Origin of the sequence: Chromobacterium indicum (assembly GCF_039708975.1) — a bacterium.
In the GTDB taxonomy this organism is placed as follows: Bacteria; Pseudomonadota; Gammaproteobacteria; order Burkholderiales; family Chromobacteriaceae; genus Chromobacterium; species Chromobacterium piscinae.
The window spans coordinates 118,525-133,570 of record NZ_JAYFSJ010000008.1 but is presented as its reverse complement, the minus strand read 5'-3'; the positions used below and the strand labels follow the sequence as shown (position 1 = coordinate 133,570).

At 67.1% G+C, this 15,046-nt stretch carries 12 protein-coding genes; 3 read left to right on the top strand and 9 right to left on the bottom strand.

The window, feature by feature from the left end:
* Positions 1-56: 56 nt before the first annotated feature.
* Together VA599_RS12510 and VA599_RS12505 are read right to left on the bottom strand one after the other, a co-directional pair.
* On the bottom strand, positions 57-1,409 hold the full coding sequence (locus VA599_RS12510; RefSeq protein WP_104946804.1) for a DUF3100 domain-containing protein: 1,353 nt from the start codon (positions 1,407-1,409) through the stop codon (positions 57-59).
* 13 nt (positions 1,410-1,422) lie between these two features.
* Positions 1,423-2,631 carry a M20 aminoacylase family protein gene (locus VA599_RS12505; protein WP_104946803.1) on the bottom strand — a complete coding sequence of 403 codons (1,209 nt, stop codon included), beginning with the start codon at positions 2,629-2,631 and terminating at the stop codon, positions 1,423-1,425.
* 168 nt (positions 2,632-2,799) lie between these two features.
* On the opposite strand from VA599_RS12505, the gene VA599_RS12500 reads away from it, so the two are divergent.
* Positions 2,800-3,720 carry a LysR family transcriptional regulator gene (locus VA599_RS12500; RefSeq protein WP_021475797.1) on the top strand — a complete coding sequence of 307 codons (921 nt, stop codon included), beginning with the start codon at positions 2,800-2,802 and terminating at the stop codon, positions 3,718-3,720.
* Here VA599_RS12500 and cynR read toward each other — a convergent pair.
* On the bottom strand, positions 3,710-4,597 hold the full coding sequence (cynR, locus tag VA599_RS12495; RefSeq protein WP_346788822.1) for a transcriptional regulator CynR: 888 nt from the start codon (positions 4,595-4,597) through the stop codon (positions 3,710-3,712). The genes VA599_RS12500 and cynR overlap by 11 nt on opposite strands.
* A 109-nt stretch (positions 4,598-4,706) precedes the next feature.
* Here cynR and VA599_RS12490 point away from each other — a divergent pair, with 109 nt between their 5' ends.
* Together VA599_RS12490 and cynS are read left to right on the top strand one after the other, a co-directional pair.
* Entirely contained in the window at positions 4,707-5,366 is a 660-nt protein-coding gene (locus tag VA599_RS12490) for a carbonic anhydrase (protein WP_346788821.1), read from the top strand.
* A gap of 84 nt (positions 5,367-5,450) precedes the next feature.
* Positions 5,451-5,918 carry a cyanase gene (cynS, locus tag VA599_RS12485; protein ID WP_104946800.1) on the top strand — a complete coding sequence of 156 codons (468 nt, stop codon included), beginning with the start codon at positions 5,451-5,453 and terminating at the stop codon, positions 5,916-5,918.
* An 85-nt stretch (positions 5,919-6,003) separates the two neighbouring features.
* Here the strand turns inward: cynS and VA599_RS12480 are convergent, their stop codons facing one another.
* From VA599_RS12480 to VA599_RS12455, 6 genes are all read right to left on the bottom strand, one after another.
* The gene (locus VA599_RS12480; RefSeq protein WP_346788819.1) at positions 6,004-7,194 is read right to left on the bottom strand and encodes an MFS transporter; all 1,191 of its coding nucleotides are present in this window, start codon (positions 7,192-7,194) and stop codon (positions 6,004-6,006) included.
* Between the two features lie 170 nt (positions 7,195-7,364).
* Positions 7,365-10,601, bottom strand: coding sequence for a transglycosylase domain-containing protein (locus tag VA599_RS12475; protein WP_346788817.1), 3,237 nt, complete (start codon positions 10,599-10,601; stop codon positions 7,365-7,367).
* 212 nt (positions 10,602-10,813) lie between these two features.
* Positions 10,814-11,140 (bottom strand): hypothetical protein, encoded by a 327-nt coding sequence (locus tag VA599_RS12470; protein ID WP_346788815.1) that lies wholly within the window; start codon positions 11,138-11,140, stop codon positions 10,814-10,816.
* A 14-nt stretch (positions 11,141-11,154) separates the two neighbouring features.
* The gene (locus VA599_RS12465; protein WP_158677580.1) at positions 11,155-12,027 is read right to left on the bottom strand and encodes a hypothetical protein; all 873 of its coding nucleotides are present in this window, start codon (positions 12,025-12,027) and stop codon (positions 11,155-11,157) included.
* 173 nt (positions 12,028-12,200) lie between these two features.
* Positions 12,201-13,898, bottom strand: a complete 1,698-nt coding sequence (locus tag VA599_RS12460) for a putative 2-aminoethylphosphonate ABC transporter permease subunit (RefSeq protein WP_346788812.1) — start codon at positions 13,896-13,898, stop codon at positions 12,201-12,203.
* Positions 13,892-14,992, bottom strand: coding sequence for a putative 2-aminoethylphosphonate ABC transporter ATP-binding protein (locus tag VA599_RS12455; protein WP_346788810.1), 1,101 nt, complete (start codon positions 14,990-14,992; stop codon positions 13,892-13,894). The genes VA599_RS12460 and VA599_RS12455 overlap by 7 nt, the downstream gene beginning before the upstream one ends.
* Between the last annotated feature and the right edge of the window lie 54 nt (positions 14,993-15,046).

The window sequence follows — 15,046 nt, the reverse complement described above, 5'->3', positions numbered from 1 at the left end:
AAGCCATTACATTAAATTTGGCAACTTTACTGACTTTTATGCCGATCATTTGGCAATCAGTGTCCAAATTTCAAAGAAAACAGAATATCGCTGACCAAGGCCGATCCCAGGAAAGTGCCGCTGAACACCAGGATGGCGATCACCAGCAGACGCAGACCGTCGCGCTTGAAGATAGCCGCTTCGCGCCGGGTCACGGCCAGGCCGGCGTAGGCCAGCACCAGCGTCGCGCAGGCCAGCACATCCACCTGGCTGAAGCATTGATTGCGCCACTCGCCGCCGGGCAGGCCCGGCAGGCTGGCCAGCACGCCCAGGATGGACAGCCAGATCAGCGTCGGGATCTTCAGCGGCAGCCAGCGGTTAAGCAGGCGGCTGGCGAAACAGATGCCCAGCACCATCGCCACGCCCGGCAGCACCGCGACCAGCTCCTTTTTGGGGCCGATCAGGTGGCTGAGCACAATGATGGCGCCGGCCATCAGCAGATTGGCGGCAAAAGCGCCCAGGCTCAGCTCGGGCTCTTCCGACTTCAGCAGCTCGGCGTCGGCCGCATCCATCCGGATGGCGGCTTGCGGCCGGGGGGCGCGCAGGCGGCTCAGCAGCGCGTACAAGCGGTTGGCGAAAGGCAGCGCCACATAGATGCCGAACAGCACCCCGGTGGTGGTGGTCAGCAGGTTGCTGGCCGCCGCCAGCGCCATCAGCGTGTCCTTCTGCTCCGGCAAGGCGGTGATCAGCGTGCCGGCGCAGGCCGCCATCATGCTGCCGCTGCCGACGCCGCAGGCGATGGCCAGCGCCTTGTCGCTGAACAGGTTCCAGGAATGCACCACTGGCACGATCAGCGAGAAGAAAATGGTGCCGAACATGGTGCCGATCGCGTAGACGCTGAGCGCGCCCATGCCTTCCGGGCTGCGCAGGCCGTAGCGTTCGGAGATCACCGCGATATTGGGTTCGCGGTCGATGGAAAACGTCGCGCCCACCGCCTCGCGTCCCATGCGGAACAGCAGCACCGCCACCGGCATCGCCACCAGCGCGGTGGCGACATTGCCCAGCTCATGGAATATCAGCACCGGACCCGCCGCGACGATGGCCTGGAACTGCGGCCCCAGCAGCGTGGCCAGCTTGGCCACCAGCGGCAGCACCGCGATGATGATCACCTGGCTCAGGGTGGCACTGACCTCGCGGCTCACCCAGCGGCCGGCCAGCGGATTGACAGCCGGGTTGCACATCATGCCCAGCACGAAAGCGTACAGCAGCGGCAGCAGGATGATGCTGCCCTTGCCCACCGAAAACTTCTGCACGTAAATCAGTTCGGCGACGATCACGATGCCTATCGCCATCAGGTGGGCCAGGCGGTTGAATCCCACGCCCGCGGCCACCCCGCCGCCCTGCAATTGCCCAACACCCGCATGCGCCATGCTTTTAATCCCGTTATTGTTTTGCGGCCGCCGGGGCCAGCGTGGTTTCCACCAGTTTGATCCAGTACGCCGCGCCTATCGCCAGCGCCTGGTCGTTGAAATCGTAATGCGGGCTGTGCAGCCCCGCGCTGGGCGCCGGACCGTCCACGCCCAGCCAGGCATAACAGCCGGGACGCTCCTGCAGCATGAAGGCGAAGTCTTCGGACGCCATCGACGGCCGCATATTGGTGCGCACGTTCGCCTCGCCCAGCAATTCGGCGGCGACGTCGGCCGCCCGCCAGGTTTCCGCCTCGGCGTTGATGGTGGCCGGATAGCGGTACCAGTAGTCCATCTCCGCCTCCACGCCCATCGCCAGCGCGATGTGGTCGACCAGCGCGCGCATCCGGCTCTCTATCACCGCCTGCACCGTGGGATTGACGTAGCGGACCGTGCCGCGCAGCAGCGCCTGCTCGGGAATGATGTTCCAGGTGGAGCCCGCTTCCACCTGGGTGACGGACAGCACCGCGCAATCCAGCGGATCGACGTTGCGGCTGACGATGCTCTGCAGCGCCGTCACCAGCTGGGCCTGGGCGGCCACCACGTCGCGGGTGCGCTCCGGCATCGCCGCGTGGCCGCCCTGGCCGCGCAAGCGGATCTCGAACAGGTCGAAGGCCATCATCATCGGTCCCGGATGCATGGCCATCTGCCCAAGCGGCAGGCCGGGCCAATTGTGCATGCCGTAGACGCCGTCCACCGGGAAGCGCTCGAACAAGCCGTCTTCCAGCATCTCCTGGCCGCCGCCCTCGTTCTCTTCGGCCGGCTGGAAGATGAACTGGACGGTGCCGTCGAACGCGCGGCTCTCGGCCAGGTGCCTGGCGGCGCCCAGCAGCATCGCGCAGTGGCCGTCGTGGCCGCAGGCGTGCATGCGGCCGGCGTGTTGCGAACGGTAGGGCGCGTCGCCCTCTTCATGCAGATGCAACGCGTCCATGTCGGCGCGCAGGCCGATGGAGCGCTCGCCGCCGCCGGCGCGCAAGGTGCCTACCACGCCGGTGCGGCCGATGCCGGTCGCCACCTCCAGCCCGAAGCTGCGCAGCAAAGCGGCGATCTTGCCCGCGGTGCGGTGCTCGTCGAACGCGGTTTCCGGATGGCGGTGCAGATCCTGCCGCCATGCCGCCATGTCCTGCACGGCGGCATCGGACAGCATCGCGAATCCGCCCAACCGGCCTTGCCTGTCTGCCTGCATACCCTTCTCCCGATTCGCGGCAGTCAAGTCCAATGGACTGAATAACCACACCGCGAAAGTACCTTGTCATTATGAGCGGCGATTGTAAGCAAATGACAAACAATTCTCCAACATCATAGAATGGTTTCTTTGTTGCCTTTAAGGCAACACGACTAATCAGGATGAAACATGGAGTTCAATGATCAGCGCGTCCGCTACTTCTTCGAAGCGGCGCGGCTGGGCGGGGTGCGCGCGGCCGCGGACCACATGGACATCGCCGCTTCCGCGGTCAGCCGGCAGATCCGCCAGCTGGAGATGGAACTGGGCGCCACGCTGTTCGAACGCCACCGCCGCGGCTTCCAGCCGACCGAAGCCGGCCGGCTGCTGCTGGACTATCACAGCAAGCAACTGAGCGAGCAGGAAGCGGTGATGACGGCGCTGCGCGAGTTGAAAGGCATACACCGCGGCCACGTGTCCGTGGTGACCGGCGGCGGCGTGATCAGCGATCTGATCGACGCCATCCATCCGTTTTCCCAGCGTTACCCGCAGATCACGGTGGGCATCGACATCCGCGGCACCAACGACATCGTGCGCACGGTGCTGGAGGACCGGGCGCATATCGGCATCGTGTTCTATACCGCGCCCAATCCCTTGCTGAGGGTGCATCGCAGCTCGGTCCAGCCGCTGTACGCGGTGGCAGCCCCCGATCACCCGCTGGCGCGCGCGAAACGCCCCATCGGCCTGGAAGAGCTGGCGCGGCACAAGCTGGCGCTGCCGGACGTGAGCTTCGGCGTGCGGCAAATTCTGCGCGATGCGGAAAGGGCCGAACAATGCCAGCTGGAACCGGCCATCGTCACCAATTCCTACCGGGTGATGATTGAATACGCGCTGACCGGGCAGGCGGCGACGGTGCAGCCGCTCTTCGCAGTCCGGCGCGAGCTGGAAAACGGCCAATTGCTGGCCATTCCGATCGAACAACGCAACCTGCAGCAGGCGGAAGTGCATCTGATCACCCACCAGGGCCGCCGGCAAAGCCCGGCCGCCGCCAGGCTGCTGGAAATGCTGTCCAGCTCCCTGCCCGCCTTCCGCGACGGCTCCGCTACGCCATAGCGTCCGCGAAGCTCCGCGCCAGTTCCGCGAAGGCGCGGGAGGCGGCGCTGCGATAGCCGTCGCGCTTGGTCAACAGCGCGGCCTGCCGCCCCGGCAAGGCCGGCTCCAATGCCAGCACCGCCAACCCAGGCTGGCTGGCGGCGACGGCCGCGGGCAGGATGCCGGCCAATCCGCCGTGGCGGATGATCTCCACCGCCGCGCCCATGCCGTTCACCTCGATCGCAGTCCTGGGCCGGATGCCGTGGCGAAGGCAATAGTCGTCGACATGGCGGCGCGTGATGAAATCCGCGCTCAGCAAAACCAGCGGCATGGCTTCCAGTTCCGCCAGGGACAAGGCGTCCCTCCTCCCCGCCAGCGGGTGCCCCTCTCCCGCCACCAGCGCCAGGCGCTCGTCCAGCAAGGGCTCGGCCTCCACCTCCAGCGTGCCCGAGGGCGCGAAACCGATGCCGATATCGAAAGCGTCGTCGGCCAGCCCGGCCTCCATCGCCTCTTGCGACATCTCGCGCACGATCAGCGCGATGCCGGGATGGCGCTGATGGAAGCGCGCCAGCAAGGGCCCCGCCAGCCAGGCGGCGAAGGTAGGGGTCATCGCCAGGCGCAGCTGCCCGCGCTGCAATGAAGCCACGTCGTGCAAGGCGCGCCGGCCGGCCTCCAGATCCCGCAGCGCGCGGCAGGCGTAAATCCGGTAGGCGTCGCCGGCATCGGTCAGCCGCAGTTGGCGGCTTCCCCGGTCGAACAGCTCCGCGCCCAGCGCCTCTTCCAGCTGGCGTATCTGTTGCGACAACGTCGGCTGCGAGACATGCAGCGCCTCGGCCGCGCGGGTGAAGTTGAGATGTTCGGCTACCGCGAGGAAGTAGCGGATGTGTCGTAACAGCATGAGCCCAACCTATTGGTTATTCCTATGAAAGTCATAATTTACCAGTCTTGGACCCAATAATAAAAGCGGCGCATCATCCGTTCATCGTTTCACCACACGGAGAACCGCCATGCAGGACATCATCGCCGGCACCCTCAAATTCCAGCGCGAGGCCTATCCGGAACGCGCCGAGTTGTTCCGCCGGCTGGCCGGCTCGCAATCCCCCGCCACGCTGTTCATCGCCTGCTCTGACAGCCGGGTGGTGCCGGAATTGCTGACCCAGCGCGAACCGGGCGAGCTGTTCGTCATCCGCAACGCCGGCAACATCGTGCCCGGCTACGGCCAGGAGCCGGGAGGCGTGTCCGCCTCGGTGGAATACGCGGTCGCCGCGCTGGGCGTGGCCGACATCGTGGTCTGCGGCCATTCCGACTGCGGCGCGATGACGGCCGTCGCCTGCGGCAAGGATCTGACGGGCATGCCCGCCGTCGCCGGCTGGCTGCGCCACGCCGACTGCGCCAAGGCGATCAGCGACGCCGGCGAGCACGCCGGCCACGACGCAAAAGTGAATGCCATGTCCCGCGAGAACGTCATCGCCCAGCTGGCCAATCTGCGCACCCATCCCTCGGTGGCGCTGGCGCTGAGGCAGGGCCGGCTGCGCCTGCACGGCTGGATGTACGACATCGCCAGCGGCGACATCCAGGCCCTGGATCCGGAGCAAGGCCGCTTCGTGCCGCTGCGGGATTGCCCGCAGACGGCGGCCATGCTGGAAGACGCCGTCCGCCAGCCCTGAACCGAAACCATCCCCCGCGCGGCGGCGCGCCCGGCCTTTCATGCCGTCCCCAGCCGCGCTCCACCCCAAGCAAGGAGAATCAATATGCAATCCCAATGCCAACAAGCCCCGCGCCAAGCCCTGACCGACGCCATCATCGCCGCCAAGGCTCGCAAGCGCCTGAGCTTCGAGGAGATAAACCAGGGCACCGGCCTCAGCATCGCCTACACCACCGCCGCGCTGCTGGGCCAGCACGCGCTGCCGGAAGCGGCCGCCCGCCTGGTGGCGGACCGTCTGGAACTGGACGACGACGCCGTCGCGTTGCTGCAGACCATCCCTCTGCGCGGCAGCATTCCGGGCGGCGTACCGACCGATCCGACCATCTACCGCTTCTATGAAATGGTGCAGATCTACGGCACCACGCTGAAGGCGCTGGTGCATGAGCAATTCGGCGACGGCATCATCAGCGCGATCAACTTCAAGCTGGACATCAAGAAAGTGGAAGACCCGGACGGCGGCCAACGCGCGGTGATCACGCTGGACGGCAAGTACCTGCCGACCAAGCCGTTCTGATTGTCCCCGCGGACGGACCGGCAGTCTCTCCCACGCCGCGTCCGCAGCAGCCGCCGGCATCGCACCGGCGGCTAAGCCGGCGCCGCTAGCCGCGCGCGGGCTCCGGCGCGCGCTCGGCCAGCATCAGCGCCACCGTGGCCATGCCCAGCATGGCCGCCACGGCCCCGGTCAGAAATACCGCGCCGTAGCCGAAGCTGTCGGCGAACAAGCCGGCCACCGGCCCCGTCAAGCCATAGGCCAGATCCTGGAAAGCCGCGAAGCCGCCCAGCGCGGAGCCGCGCAGATGGGCGGGCACCCGCTTGATCACCTCCACGCCCATGCCCGGAAACACCATCGAGCAGCCGACGCCGGTCAGCAGCGCCCCCAGCAGGGCGGCGGCCGGCGTGGCCGCGCTCCAGATCAGCCACTGGCCGACGGCCTCCACCGCCAGCGAGGCCAGCGCCACCTTCGCGCCGCCGATGCGGTCGGGCAGATGGCCGCACAGCACGCGCACCAGCACGAAGCCGACGCCGAAACCAGTCAGGCCCAGGCTGCCCCAGGCCCAGCCGCGGCTGGAGAAATACAAGGCGAAGAAGGCGCCCAGGCCGGCGAAGCCGACCCCTTGCAGAAAGACCGCCGCGCCCGGCTTGCCGATGCGCCCCAGGATGCGCAGGAAGGACTCCCGCTGGCCGGCATGCGGCGCGATGCGCGGAAACCGCCGGATCAGCAGCAACCCAGCCAGCGGCAGCAACGCGCAGGCCGCCATCAACGGCCGGAAACCCGCCTGCTGGAACAGCAGTAGCCCCAAGGGCCCACCAGCGGCGAAAGCGCCATACATGCCCATGCCAACCAGCGACATCACCTTGCCGGAGTGGGTCGGCCCCATCAGGCCTATGCTCCAGGCCGCCATGCCGACGATGGCCAGGCTCTCGCCCAGCCCCAACAGCAAGCGCCCGGACAACAGCACGCCCAAGGCCAGGGCCGGCTGGTCGGCCAGCCAGGACGAAGCCAGGCAAACCGCGCCGGCCAGCATGTACAGGTACAGCCCGCGCTGCATGCAGGCCTTGCCGCCCTGCTGATCGCACAGGCGGCCGGCGTAGCCGCGGGTCAGGATGGTGGAAAAGAAGGTGATGCCCACCGCCAGCCCGCCCAGCGCGTTGCCGTAATGCAGTTGGTCGATCACATAGATGGAAGTGACCGGCAGCGACATCGCCACCGCCAGATAAGACAGGAACAACGCCGCCGTCTTGGCCAGCAGACGGCGGTAAGCTTGAGAAAATGACAGGACTTCGGGCATGAACAGCGATCTCCGCGCAGATCCCGGCTTGCGCGGCGGTCGCTTCAAAAAGGCAACGCACCGCGCCACGGCCGGGTGGCTAGGGTGCGTTGCTTGACGTAAACGCTTACGGCCGCAGGCTTGCGCCTGACGGCGGATATAGTTCGCCTAACTTATCACTTGCGCCGCCGTCACGCAAGCCCGCGGCCTCTCCGCCTGGCCTCATCCTGGCTCGCCGGCGGACCCGGCTTCATTTCCGGCTGCTGAAGCAGCTGGCACATGCCGCCCATGCTGGGCACCAGGCACAAGGGCGTGCCCGGCGGCAGGCCGGCGTCCGGCGTCCCTTCCGCCACGCTGTCCGCGCCGCGGCTGGTTTCGAGCGGGGTGTAGTCCAGGCGCGGCAGCAAGGTCGGCGCCAGCACTTTCAGCACCTGCACCGGCAAGGCGCTGGTGAACCGGTAATCGGCCGCTTTGGGTCCGGCCACGTAAGCGACGATGGTGCCGAAGTAATGGTCGCCGATATAGAACACGAAGGCGCCGGAGCGGCTGACCACCCGCGCCGAGGTCAAGCCGCCGCCGCGCGAGAAGGTCTTGAAGCGGTTGTCGCCGGTGCCGGTCTTGCCGCCTATCAGCGTGTGCTCGCCCTTCTTGCGGTCGAAGGAGCCGGCCACCCGGTGGGCGGTGCCCTTGTCCACAACTTCGGACAGCACCTGGCGCACCAGTTGCGGAATCTCCGGCGGCAGCACCCTCACCCCGCGCGTCGGCGCCTGCGCCAGCGAAGTCTCGTACGGCGTGGCCTCGGCGAAGCGCATCTTGTCGATGTAGACGGTGGGCAGGCGCACGCCGTCATTGGACAGGATGCCCATCAGCTCGGCCAGGGCCGCCGGCCGGTCGGCCGAAGCGCCCAGCGCGGTGGCGTAGGACGGCACCAGGGAGTCGAAGGGATAGCCCATCCGCTTCCACGCCGCGTGTATCTTGCGGAAAGCGTCGGTTTCCTGGATCTGGCGGATGCGGTTGTCCTGGCCGCCCTTGTGCTTGCTGTTGAACAGCCACTGATACACTTCCTGGCGCTGGGCCGCGCTGGCCTGGACCATCTCGCTCCAGCCCGCGTCGGGATGCGCGTGCAGATAGGCGACCATCCACAGCTCCAGCGGATGAACGCCGGCCAGGTAGCCGCGGTCGGCCAGGTTGAAGCGGTCCGGTCCCAGCTCGTCGTACAGCTTGGCCAGCGTCGCAGGTTCCAGCTTGGCTGGCGGATTGGCGTGCTTGGCGATGAAGGCCGCCATCGCCTGCAGGTCTTCCGTCGGACGGATGCTGCGGAAGATCACCGCCAGCCGCTTGGGACTGCGCCGCGCCTTCTCCACCAGCAACGCGTCGATCTGGCTCACATCCTTGCCGCGGTACTTGTGGTAGAAGCCGGCCATGAAGGTCTTGCCTTCCTTGTCGGCGAAGCGCTGCAGGTATTCGCGCCGGCGCGGGTCTTCCTTGTCGCCCATCAGAGTGTCGTCGTAGCCGGCCGGATACATGTAATAGCGGACGATGTCGCGCATCACCCGGATGTAGACCAGATTCACCGAGCGCTGGGTCGCCTCGCGCAGGCTCAGAATGCGGCCATTGTCGTTCTTGTCGAAATTCTCGAAGGTGTGGCGCCCGCCGCCGGTGAAGAAGCTCTCTCCCGGGCTGGCGCTGTACTTGCGCTCCAGGGAAGCCGCCAGCATCGCCGGCAGGCTGCGGTCGTCGCTCTGGCGCAGATAGTCTATCGCCCAGCGCCGCAGCACCGACTCATGCTCGCCCGACTTGATCTTGCCCAGCGCCTCAGGGCTCAGGCCCGCGTATTGCCGGTGCAGATCGGCGATCACTTCCAGGTAGGTAACCAGCGTGCGCAGCTTGGAGGTGGAGCCCAGGTCCAGCTTGGTGCCCTCGTTGATGTCGAAGGGCTGGTCGAAATTGTCGGCCTGCACCCGCACCTTGTTGCCGAACGGCGTGCGCTCGATCAGCGTGAAGCTGTAGGTCACGCCCTCCGGCGAGCCCTGCTGCAGCAGGAACTTGTCGCCCAGACCCACCGACTTCGCGTACTCGGGATCGCGCAGCTTCATCAGGTGGTCGGTGACCGACTGCTGCAGCTGCGAATCCAGCGTGCTGTTGACCTCGAGATCGACATGGTCCAGATCGTACAGCCTGGGCATGCCCAGCATGCCGGCCAGCTTGATCCGCACCGCGTTGGCGCCCTTGCGCTCCACCAGCGACTTGACCGTCGGATTCACTTTTTCCTTCTGCTGCCGCAGCGACACCTTCAGCGCCGCGTCGCATAGTTCCTGCGAAATCACCTTGTCCCGCGCCATCAGCCTCAGATAGGAATTGGTCAGGTCTTCCAGCACCTTCATGTCGCCATTCAGGTAAGCGGACGGTCCGCGCTGGGAAATCATCAGGCTGAACGCCTCCTTGAACACGGTGGCCTGCTCGTCCACCGTCAACGGAGAGTCGTTGTCCAGCGTGCGGTTCATCTCGTCGAAAGAGCGGCCATACCAGGCCCACATGCCGTCGCCGATGCCGGAGATCTCGCCGAAACCGGCGCGCGCCGCCAGCGGCACCGTGTTCAGATACTCCACCACCAGCTGGCGGCGGAAAGCGGTGGTGTCCTCGCCGTTGTGGTAGGCGCGCACTGAGGCCGACAACATCTGGCGCAGCTTTTCCTTGGGCGAGCCGGTGCGGCCGCCGGGGGAGTGGCGGAACTTCTCGATCTGGGTGGCCAGGGTGCTGGCGCCGGCCGAGTGGTAGCCGGGGCGGAACAGGTGCAGGCTCTCGTCAGCCAGCGCCTTGCCGAAGCGCGACCATTCGATGGCCGGATTCTGCTGCGGATTGCCATCGTCCAGCAGGGTATGGTTTTCGATGTACAACAGGCCGGCCACCAGCAGATGCGGCAGCGATTCGAAATTGCTGTATATCCGCTGCGGATACTGCGACTGGTAAATGGGCCTGCCGTAGCCGTCCCTGACCAGCAGCCCGGCCTGGTCCTTCTCGCGGAACGGCGGGAACAAACCGAGCGGCAGCAGCGGTCCGGTGACGCCGCGGTCGGTCAGCTTGATCAAATCGGGCGACTGCCTGGCCTGGGCGTCTATCGCGTAGCCGCGCTGCCCCAGCCGCTGCAGGAAGCGCGGCAGCTCGACATAGCCCATGCGCTGGTCGTAGGGGCCACCGGGAGAGGGAAAGCGCATCTCCTTGCTCGGCCCCTGCTCCACCGCGAAAGTGGCGTGGCGGCCGGCGCGGCTGAAGAACATCGACTGAAAGTGGGATGTGTGGATCTCGTTCAGCAGCAGCGAGGCGCCCAGGCCGAACAATGCGATGCCGAGGCCGGCCAACGCCCACCAAACGGAAGAAGACGGTTTGCCCTTGCCCAATCCGAGTTTGGCTTCCGAAGTGTCTATCATGATCAGTCGGCCCTCAGGGCCGCCCCCTTAGCAGGAACTGGAGAATGTCGCCGCCGCTCCGCCCCCCGGGCGGCATCCTCTCGGATATCGCTCGCCTGACGGGCTTTATCTCACTATCGGACAGCCTTACGGCTTTACAAGCCCGGGACAACTCTACTCACAATTCCCCTGCGCCGACGCCCGCCCTCTGCGTCCCGCGCGCGCCCTTCGGCTCAGGCCAGCACGCCCGCCGCCAGCGCGGACGCCTGGCCGGCGAACTTGACCACTTTGGCCACAGCCTCGATCGAACGCGCGGTCTGATCCAGCGCCGCAGTCGCCGCGTCGGCCTCTTGCGTCGCTTCGGTCAACGCGTTGACCGCGGCGGCGTACTGGGCGGTTGCATGGTCCAGATCCTTGGCGATGGCCGCCAAAGCCTGGCCGGTAAGAGTCTCCTGCAGATCGGAGCATTGACGGCTGACGACGCCCGAAGTGTCCACCATCAGGTTGTTCAGACGCGACGCCAGGCCGGTCAGCAGCTCCGCCAGATCATGACTATCCATGGTTTGCCTCCTCGTCAACTATTCGGCAGGTCGCGGTACAGCGCCCGCAGGCGGCGCGCCTCCGCGATGAAATCATGCAGGCGGTCAAGCGGCTTGCCTGGCTGATCCAGGCTCGCCCGCAATTGGCGATGCAGTTCCGGAAAGTCCCGCACCGCCTTGTCGGTGGAGGCCAGCGCCTGCTCCAGCCTGTCGTAGCCGGCCAGTTGCGCGGCTACCTGCTGGTCGAAACGGTAACGATCCCAGCTGTGGTAGGGCGGGCGCACGCCATCGCGGTTGACCAGCCCCAGATAACGCAAACGGATATTGAGCACATAGAGCTTCAAATCCTCGTCCACCCGCCCCATCATCTGCGCCAGCGCGTCCAGGCCGGGCTGGGCGCGGTCCATCACGCCGCGCAGCCCCTCCCGGCGTTGGGCCGCGAGCATGGCCTGGCCCAGCGCGTCCACCGCGACGGCGACGCCATTCGCCGCCTGAGTGTCCAGCGTCCCGGCCGGCAGGCCGCGCAGGCTGGCCGCCAGATCCTGCGACGCGCGGTCTATGTCCTCCATCTTGCCGCCGCCCGCCAGCTTGGCCAGCGCCTCCGAGTAGCAGCTGAGCGCGTCCAGCGTAGCAGTCACCCGGGACAGCGGCGCGCTCAGGTCGTAGCTTTCGCCCTGCGCGTTCACCAGCGGGAAGCCCTGCGCGCCGACCCTGCGGTCCGGATAGCCAAGCACCGCGCTGTCGCGCGCGTCGCGCTGCAATTGATCGAAGCTCGCCTGGGCGCCGCGATTCACCTGGACGGCGGCGTCTCTCAAGGCGATGAATTTTCCGCTGTCCACGCTGCCGGCGCAGCCGGCGAGCAGCGCCAGAAGCAGCGCGGCGGGCAACAGGAATGAAGGTGTGGACATGGCGCGACCCCGCGATTGACGATGACGACCGGACCGCCTGACGGGGCCGGCGATGACATGCCTTTCAGATATAGTCCGTCATCAAATCAAGGCAAAGCGATTGCAGGCCGCTTAAGTAATACGCCGTACTCCCCTCTTGCCAATGAACGCCGGCGCCATGCCCGCGTGAACGGTCAGCGCGGACGCCACGGCTGGCCGCGCTCCACCAGCCGGCGCGACAACAGCGACGCCGCCAGCGAGGCCAGCGCCGAGCTGAGCACGATCAGCGTCGCCATCGCGGCGGCGGCGGCGGTATCGCCGGCGTCGTCCATGGTCACGATGGCCACCGCCGCCAGGCTGCGCTCCGGCCCGGCGATGAACACCAGCGCCGACAGCGTGGTCATCGCCGACACGAACAGGAAGCGCGACACGTCCAGCAGCGCCGGCAGGCAAACCGGCAGCGTCACCCGGCGCAGCGTGATCCAGAACGGCACTTTCAACGCGGCGGCCACCGCTTCGAATTCGCCGTCCATCTGTTTCAGCGCGGTGGCGATGGTCAGATAGGCGGTGGTGTAGAAGTGGACGACCGTGCAGGCCGTCATCAGCGCCAGGCCGCCATACAAGCCGTTGAGCGGGTTGTCGGGGTGGTTGAAGAAGAACACGTAGCCCAGGCCCAGCACCAGGCCGGGCACCGCCATCGGCAGCATCGCGAAGAATCGCAGCATGCCCCTCGCCAACGGCGCGGCCGGCAGCTTCTCGCAACAGTAGGCGCCCAGGAAAGCCAGCGTCGCGCCGATCAGCGCGGTGGCCGCGGCCATTTCCAGGCTGTTGAAATACGCGCCCCAGCCGCCGCCGTCCACTTGGTCGAAACGGTAGTGGGCCAGCGTCAGGCTCAGATCGTACGGCCAATACTTGATGAAGGAAGCCCCCACGCCGACGCCCATCAGCGCCAGCAACGGCATGGCCATGATCGCCAGCATGGCGAGCGCGGCCGCGTCCCGCGCCGGGGCTCTGGACGGCGAAAACGGCGTAGACCGCGCCGACAAGGCCGCGCGCTGGCGGCGCGACATCGCCCGCTCGATGAAGCAGGACAGCACGGCCGGCAGCAGCAGCATCAGACCCACCACCGCGCCGCGCGGGAAGTTCTGCTGCCCCACCACCTGCTTGAACGCCTCCACCGCCAGCACATTGCAGTCGCCGCCCACCACCTTGGGCACGCCGAAATCGGTGAGCACCAGCGTGAACACCAGCAGCGCCGACGAGGCCAGGCCGTAGCGCGCGCCCGGCAGCGTGATGGTGGCGAAGCGCCGCCACGCGCCGGCGCCCATCGCCCGCGCCGCCTCGTACAAGCGGGCGTCGGCGACGGACAAGGAAGTGGAAAGCAGCATGAGGGCATAGGGAAAGGCATAGAACGCCTCGCCGGCGACCATGCCCCAGAAGCCGTAAACCGATCCGCCGCCCAGCCAGCCTTTCAACAGGCCCTGGTTGCCGAACAGGTAAACCAGCGAGATAGCCGGCAACAGCGACGGCGCCAGCAGCGGCAGCAACGCGATCTGGCGGAACATCCCCTTGCCCGGCGCCCGGCTGCGGCACAGCGCCCAGGCGAAAGCGAAAGCCGACGGCACCACCAGTGCCGACACCGTCAAGGCCAGCAGCAAGCTGTTGCCGGCGGCGCGCATCAGGCCGGGCGAAGCCAGCACCTCGGTGAAATTGTCGAGTCCGGCGAAATCGCCGTCCATGGTCAGCATCGATTTGCCGAGGATGAACAACAGTGGCAGGCCCAGCGCCAGCGCCAGCCATCCCAGCAGCGTCCAGGCCAGCGCGGCGCCGGCCAGGCGTTCGCCATCCACCCGCAGCGCGGCGGGAAGCCATCGTCGCGCCAGGCTCAGCATGCCGCCTCTCCCGGGTAAGCGCGCAGTTGGGCGGCCGGCAGCTCCACCGGCACGATTTCGCCCGGCACCAGCGGCTGGCGGTTCAGCATCGACGGACACACTTCGGCGCGCAGGATCAGGCCGGGCATGCCTTCCGGACGCAAGCGCAGCCGCGTCATCGCGCCGCCGAAGGACACATCCTCCACCCGCGCCAGCAAGGTATTGGCCGCCGGCTCCCAGCGCGGCTTGACGATGACGTCCTCCGGCCGGATGAACAGCGTCAACGCGGTGGCATCGGGCAGCTCCCGCGCCAGGCTCAGCACGCAGCCGCCGACCGCGGCCTCCCGGCTGCCTTGGCGCGCCGCCGGCAGCCAGTTGGCGTCGCCGACGAATTCGGCGACGAAGCGGCTGGCCGGGCTGCGGTAGATCTCGGCCGGTGTGCCGGTCTGTTCGATCCGGCCGGCGTTCATCACCACCACCCGGTCGGCGATGGACAGGGCCTCTTCCTGATCGTGGGTGACCATCAGCGTGGTGACGCCCAACCGCCGCTGCAGGCCCTTCAGCTCCTCCCGCAGCTTGTCGCGCACCCGAGCATCCAGCGCCGACAACGGCTCGTCCAGCAGCAACAGGCCAGGCGAGGTGGCCAGCGCGCGCGCCAGCGCCACCCGCTGCTGCTGGCCGCCGGACAGCTGCGACGGGTATTTGCCTTCCGAGCCCGGCAGGCCGACGATGTCCAGCAGCTCGCGCACGCGGCGGGCATGGCCGGCCTTGTCGCGGCGCGGCGTCAGGCCGTAGGCGATGTTGTCGGCCACGGTCAGATTGGGAAACAGCGCGTAACTCTGGAACACGATGCCGTAGTCGCGCTTGGCCGGCGCCGCGCGGGTGATGTCGCGGCCGGACAGGCGGATCGCGCCGGCATCCGGCAGATCCAGCCCGGCGATCAGCCGCAGCAGCGTGGTCTTGCCGCAGCCGGATGGGCCAAGCAGGCAGACAAACTCGCCCTTGCGGATGGAAAGCGAGGCTTGGTCCAAAGCGGTGAAGGCGCCGAAACGGCGGCTGAGCGCATGGACGGATAAATGCTCGGACAAGCCGGACAGGCTATCGACCGGTTTCATCGGGTGCTCCAGTGAACTGAGACTATGCGTAAAACAAGCCGCCCCCGGCATGGA

Excerpts from the sequence above, each read along its gene's own strand:
- VA599_RS12465 (WP_158677580.1), bottom strand. The coding sequence starts at position 12,027 with ATGTCCACACCTTCATTCCTGTTGCCCGCCGCGCTGCTTCTGGCGCTG.
- VA599_RS12475 (WP_346788817.1), bottom strand. The coding sequence starts at position 10,601 with ATGATAGACACTTCGGAAGCCAAACTCGGATTGGGCAAGGGCAAACCG.
- VA599_RS12490 (WP_346788821.1), top strand. The coding sequence starts at position 4,707 with ATGCAGGACATCATCGCCGGCACCCTCAAATTCCAGCGCGAGGCCTAT.
- VA599_RS12470 (WP_346788815.1), bottom strand. The coding sequence starts at position 11,140 with ATGGATAGTCATGATCTGGCGGAGCTGCTGACCGGCCTGGCGTCGCGT.
- VA599_RS12455 (WP_346788810.1), bottom strand. The coding sequence starts at position 14,992 with ATGAAACCGGTCGATAGCCTGTCCGGCTTGTCCGAGCATTTATCCGTC.
- VA599_RS12460 (WP_346788812.1), bottom strand. The coding sequence starts at position 13,898 with ATGCTGAGCCTGGCGCGACGATGGCTTCCCGCCGCGCTGCGGGTGGAT.
- VA599_RS12505 (WP_104946803.1), bottom strand. The coding sequence starts at position 2,631 with ATGCAGGCAGACAGGCAAGGCCGGTTGGGCGGATTCGCGATGCTGTCC.
- VA599_RS12500 (WP_021475797.1), top strand. The coding sequence starts at position 2,800 with ATGGAGTTCAATGATCAGCGCGTCCGCTACTTCTTCGAAGCGGCGCGG.
- VA599_RS12510 (WP_104946804.1), bottom strand. The coding sequence starts at position 1,409 with ATGGCGCATGCGGGTGTTGGGCAATTGCAGGGCGGCGGGGTGGCCGCG.
- cynS (WP_104946800.1), top strand. The coding sequence starts at position 5,451 with ATGCAATCCCAATGCCAACAAGCCCCGCGCCAAGCCCTGACCGACGCC.
- cynR (WP_346788822.1), bottom strand. The coding sequence starts at position 4,597 with ATGCTGTTACGACACATCCGCTACTTCCTCGCGGTAGCCGAACATCTC.
- VA599_RS12480 (WP_346788819.1), bottom strand. The coding sequence starts at position 7,194 with ATGCCCGAAGTCCTGTCATTTTCTCAAGCTTACCGCCGTCTGCTGGCC.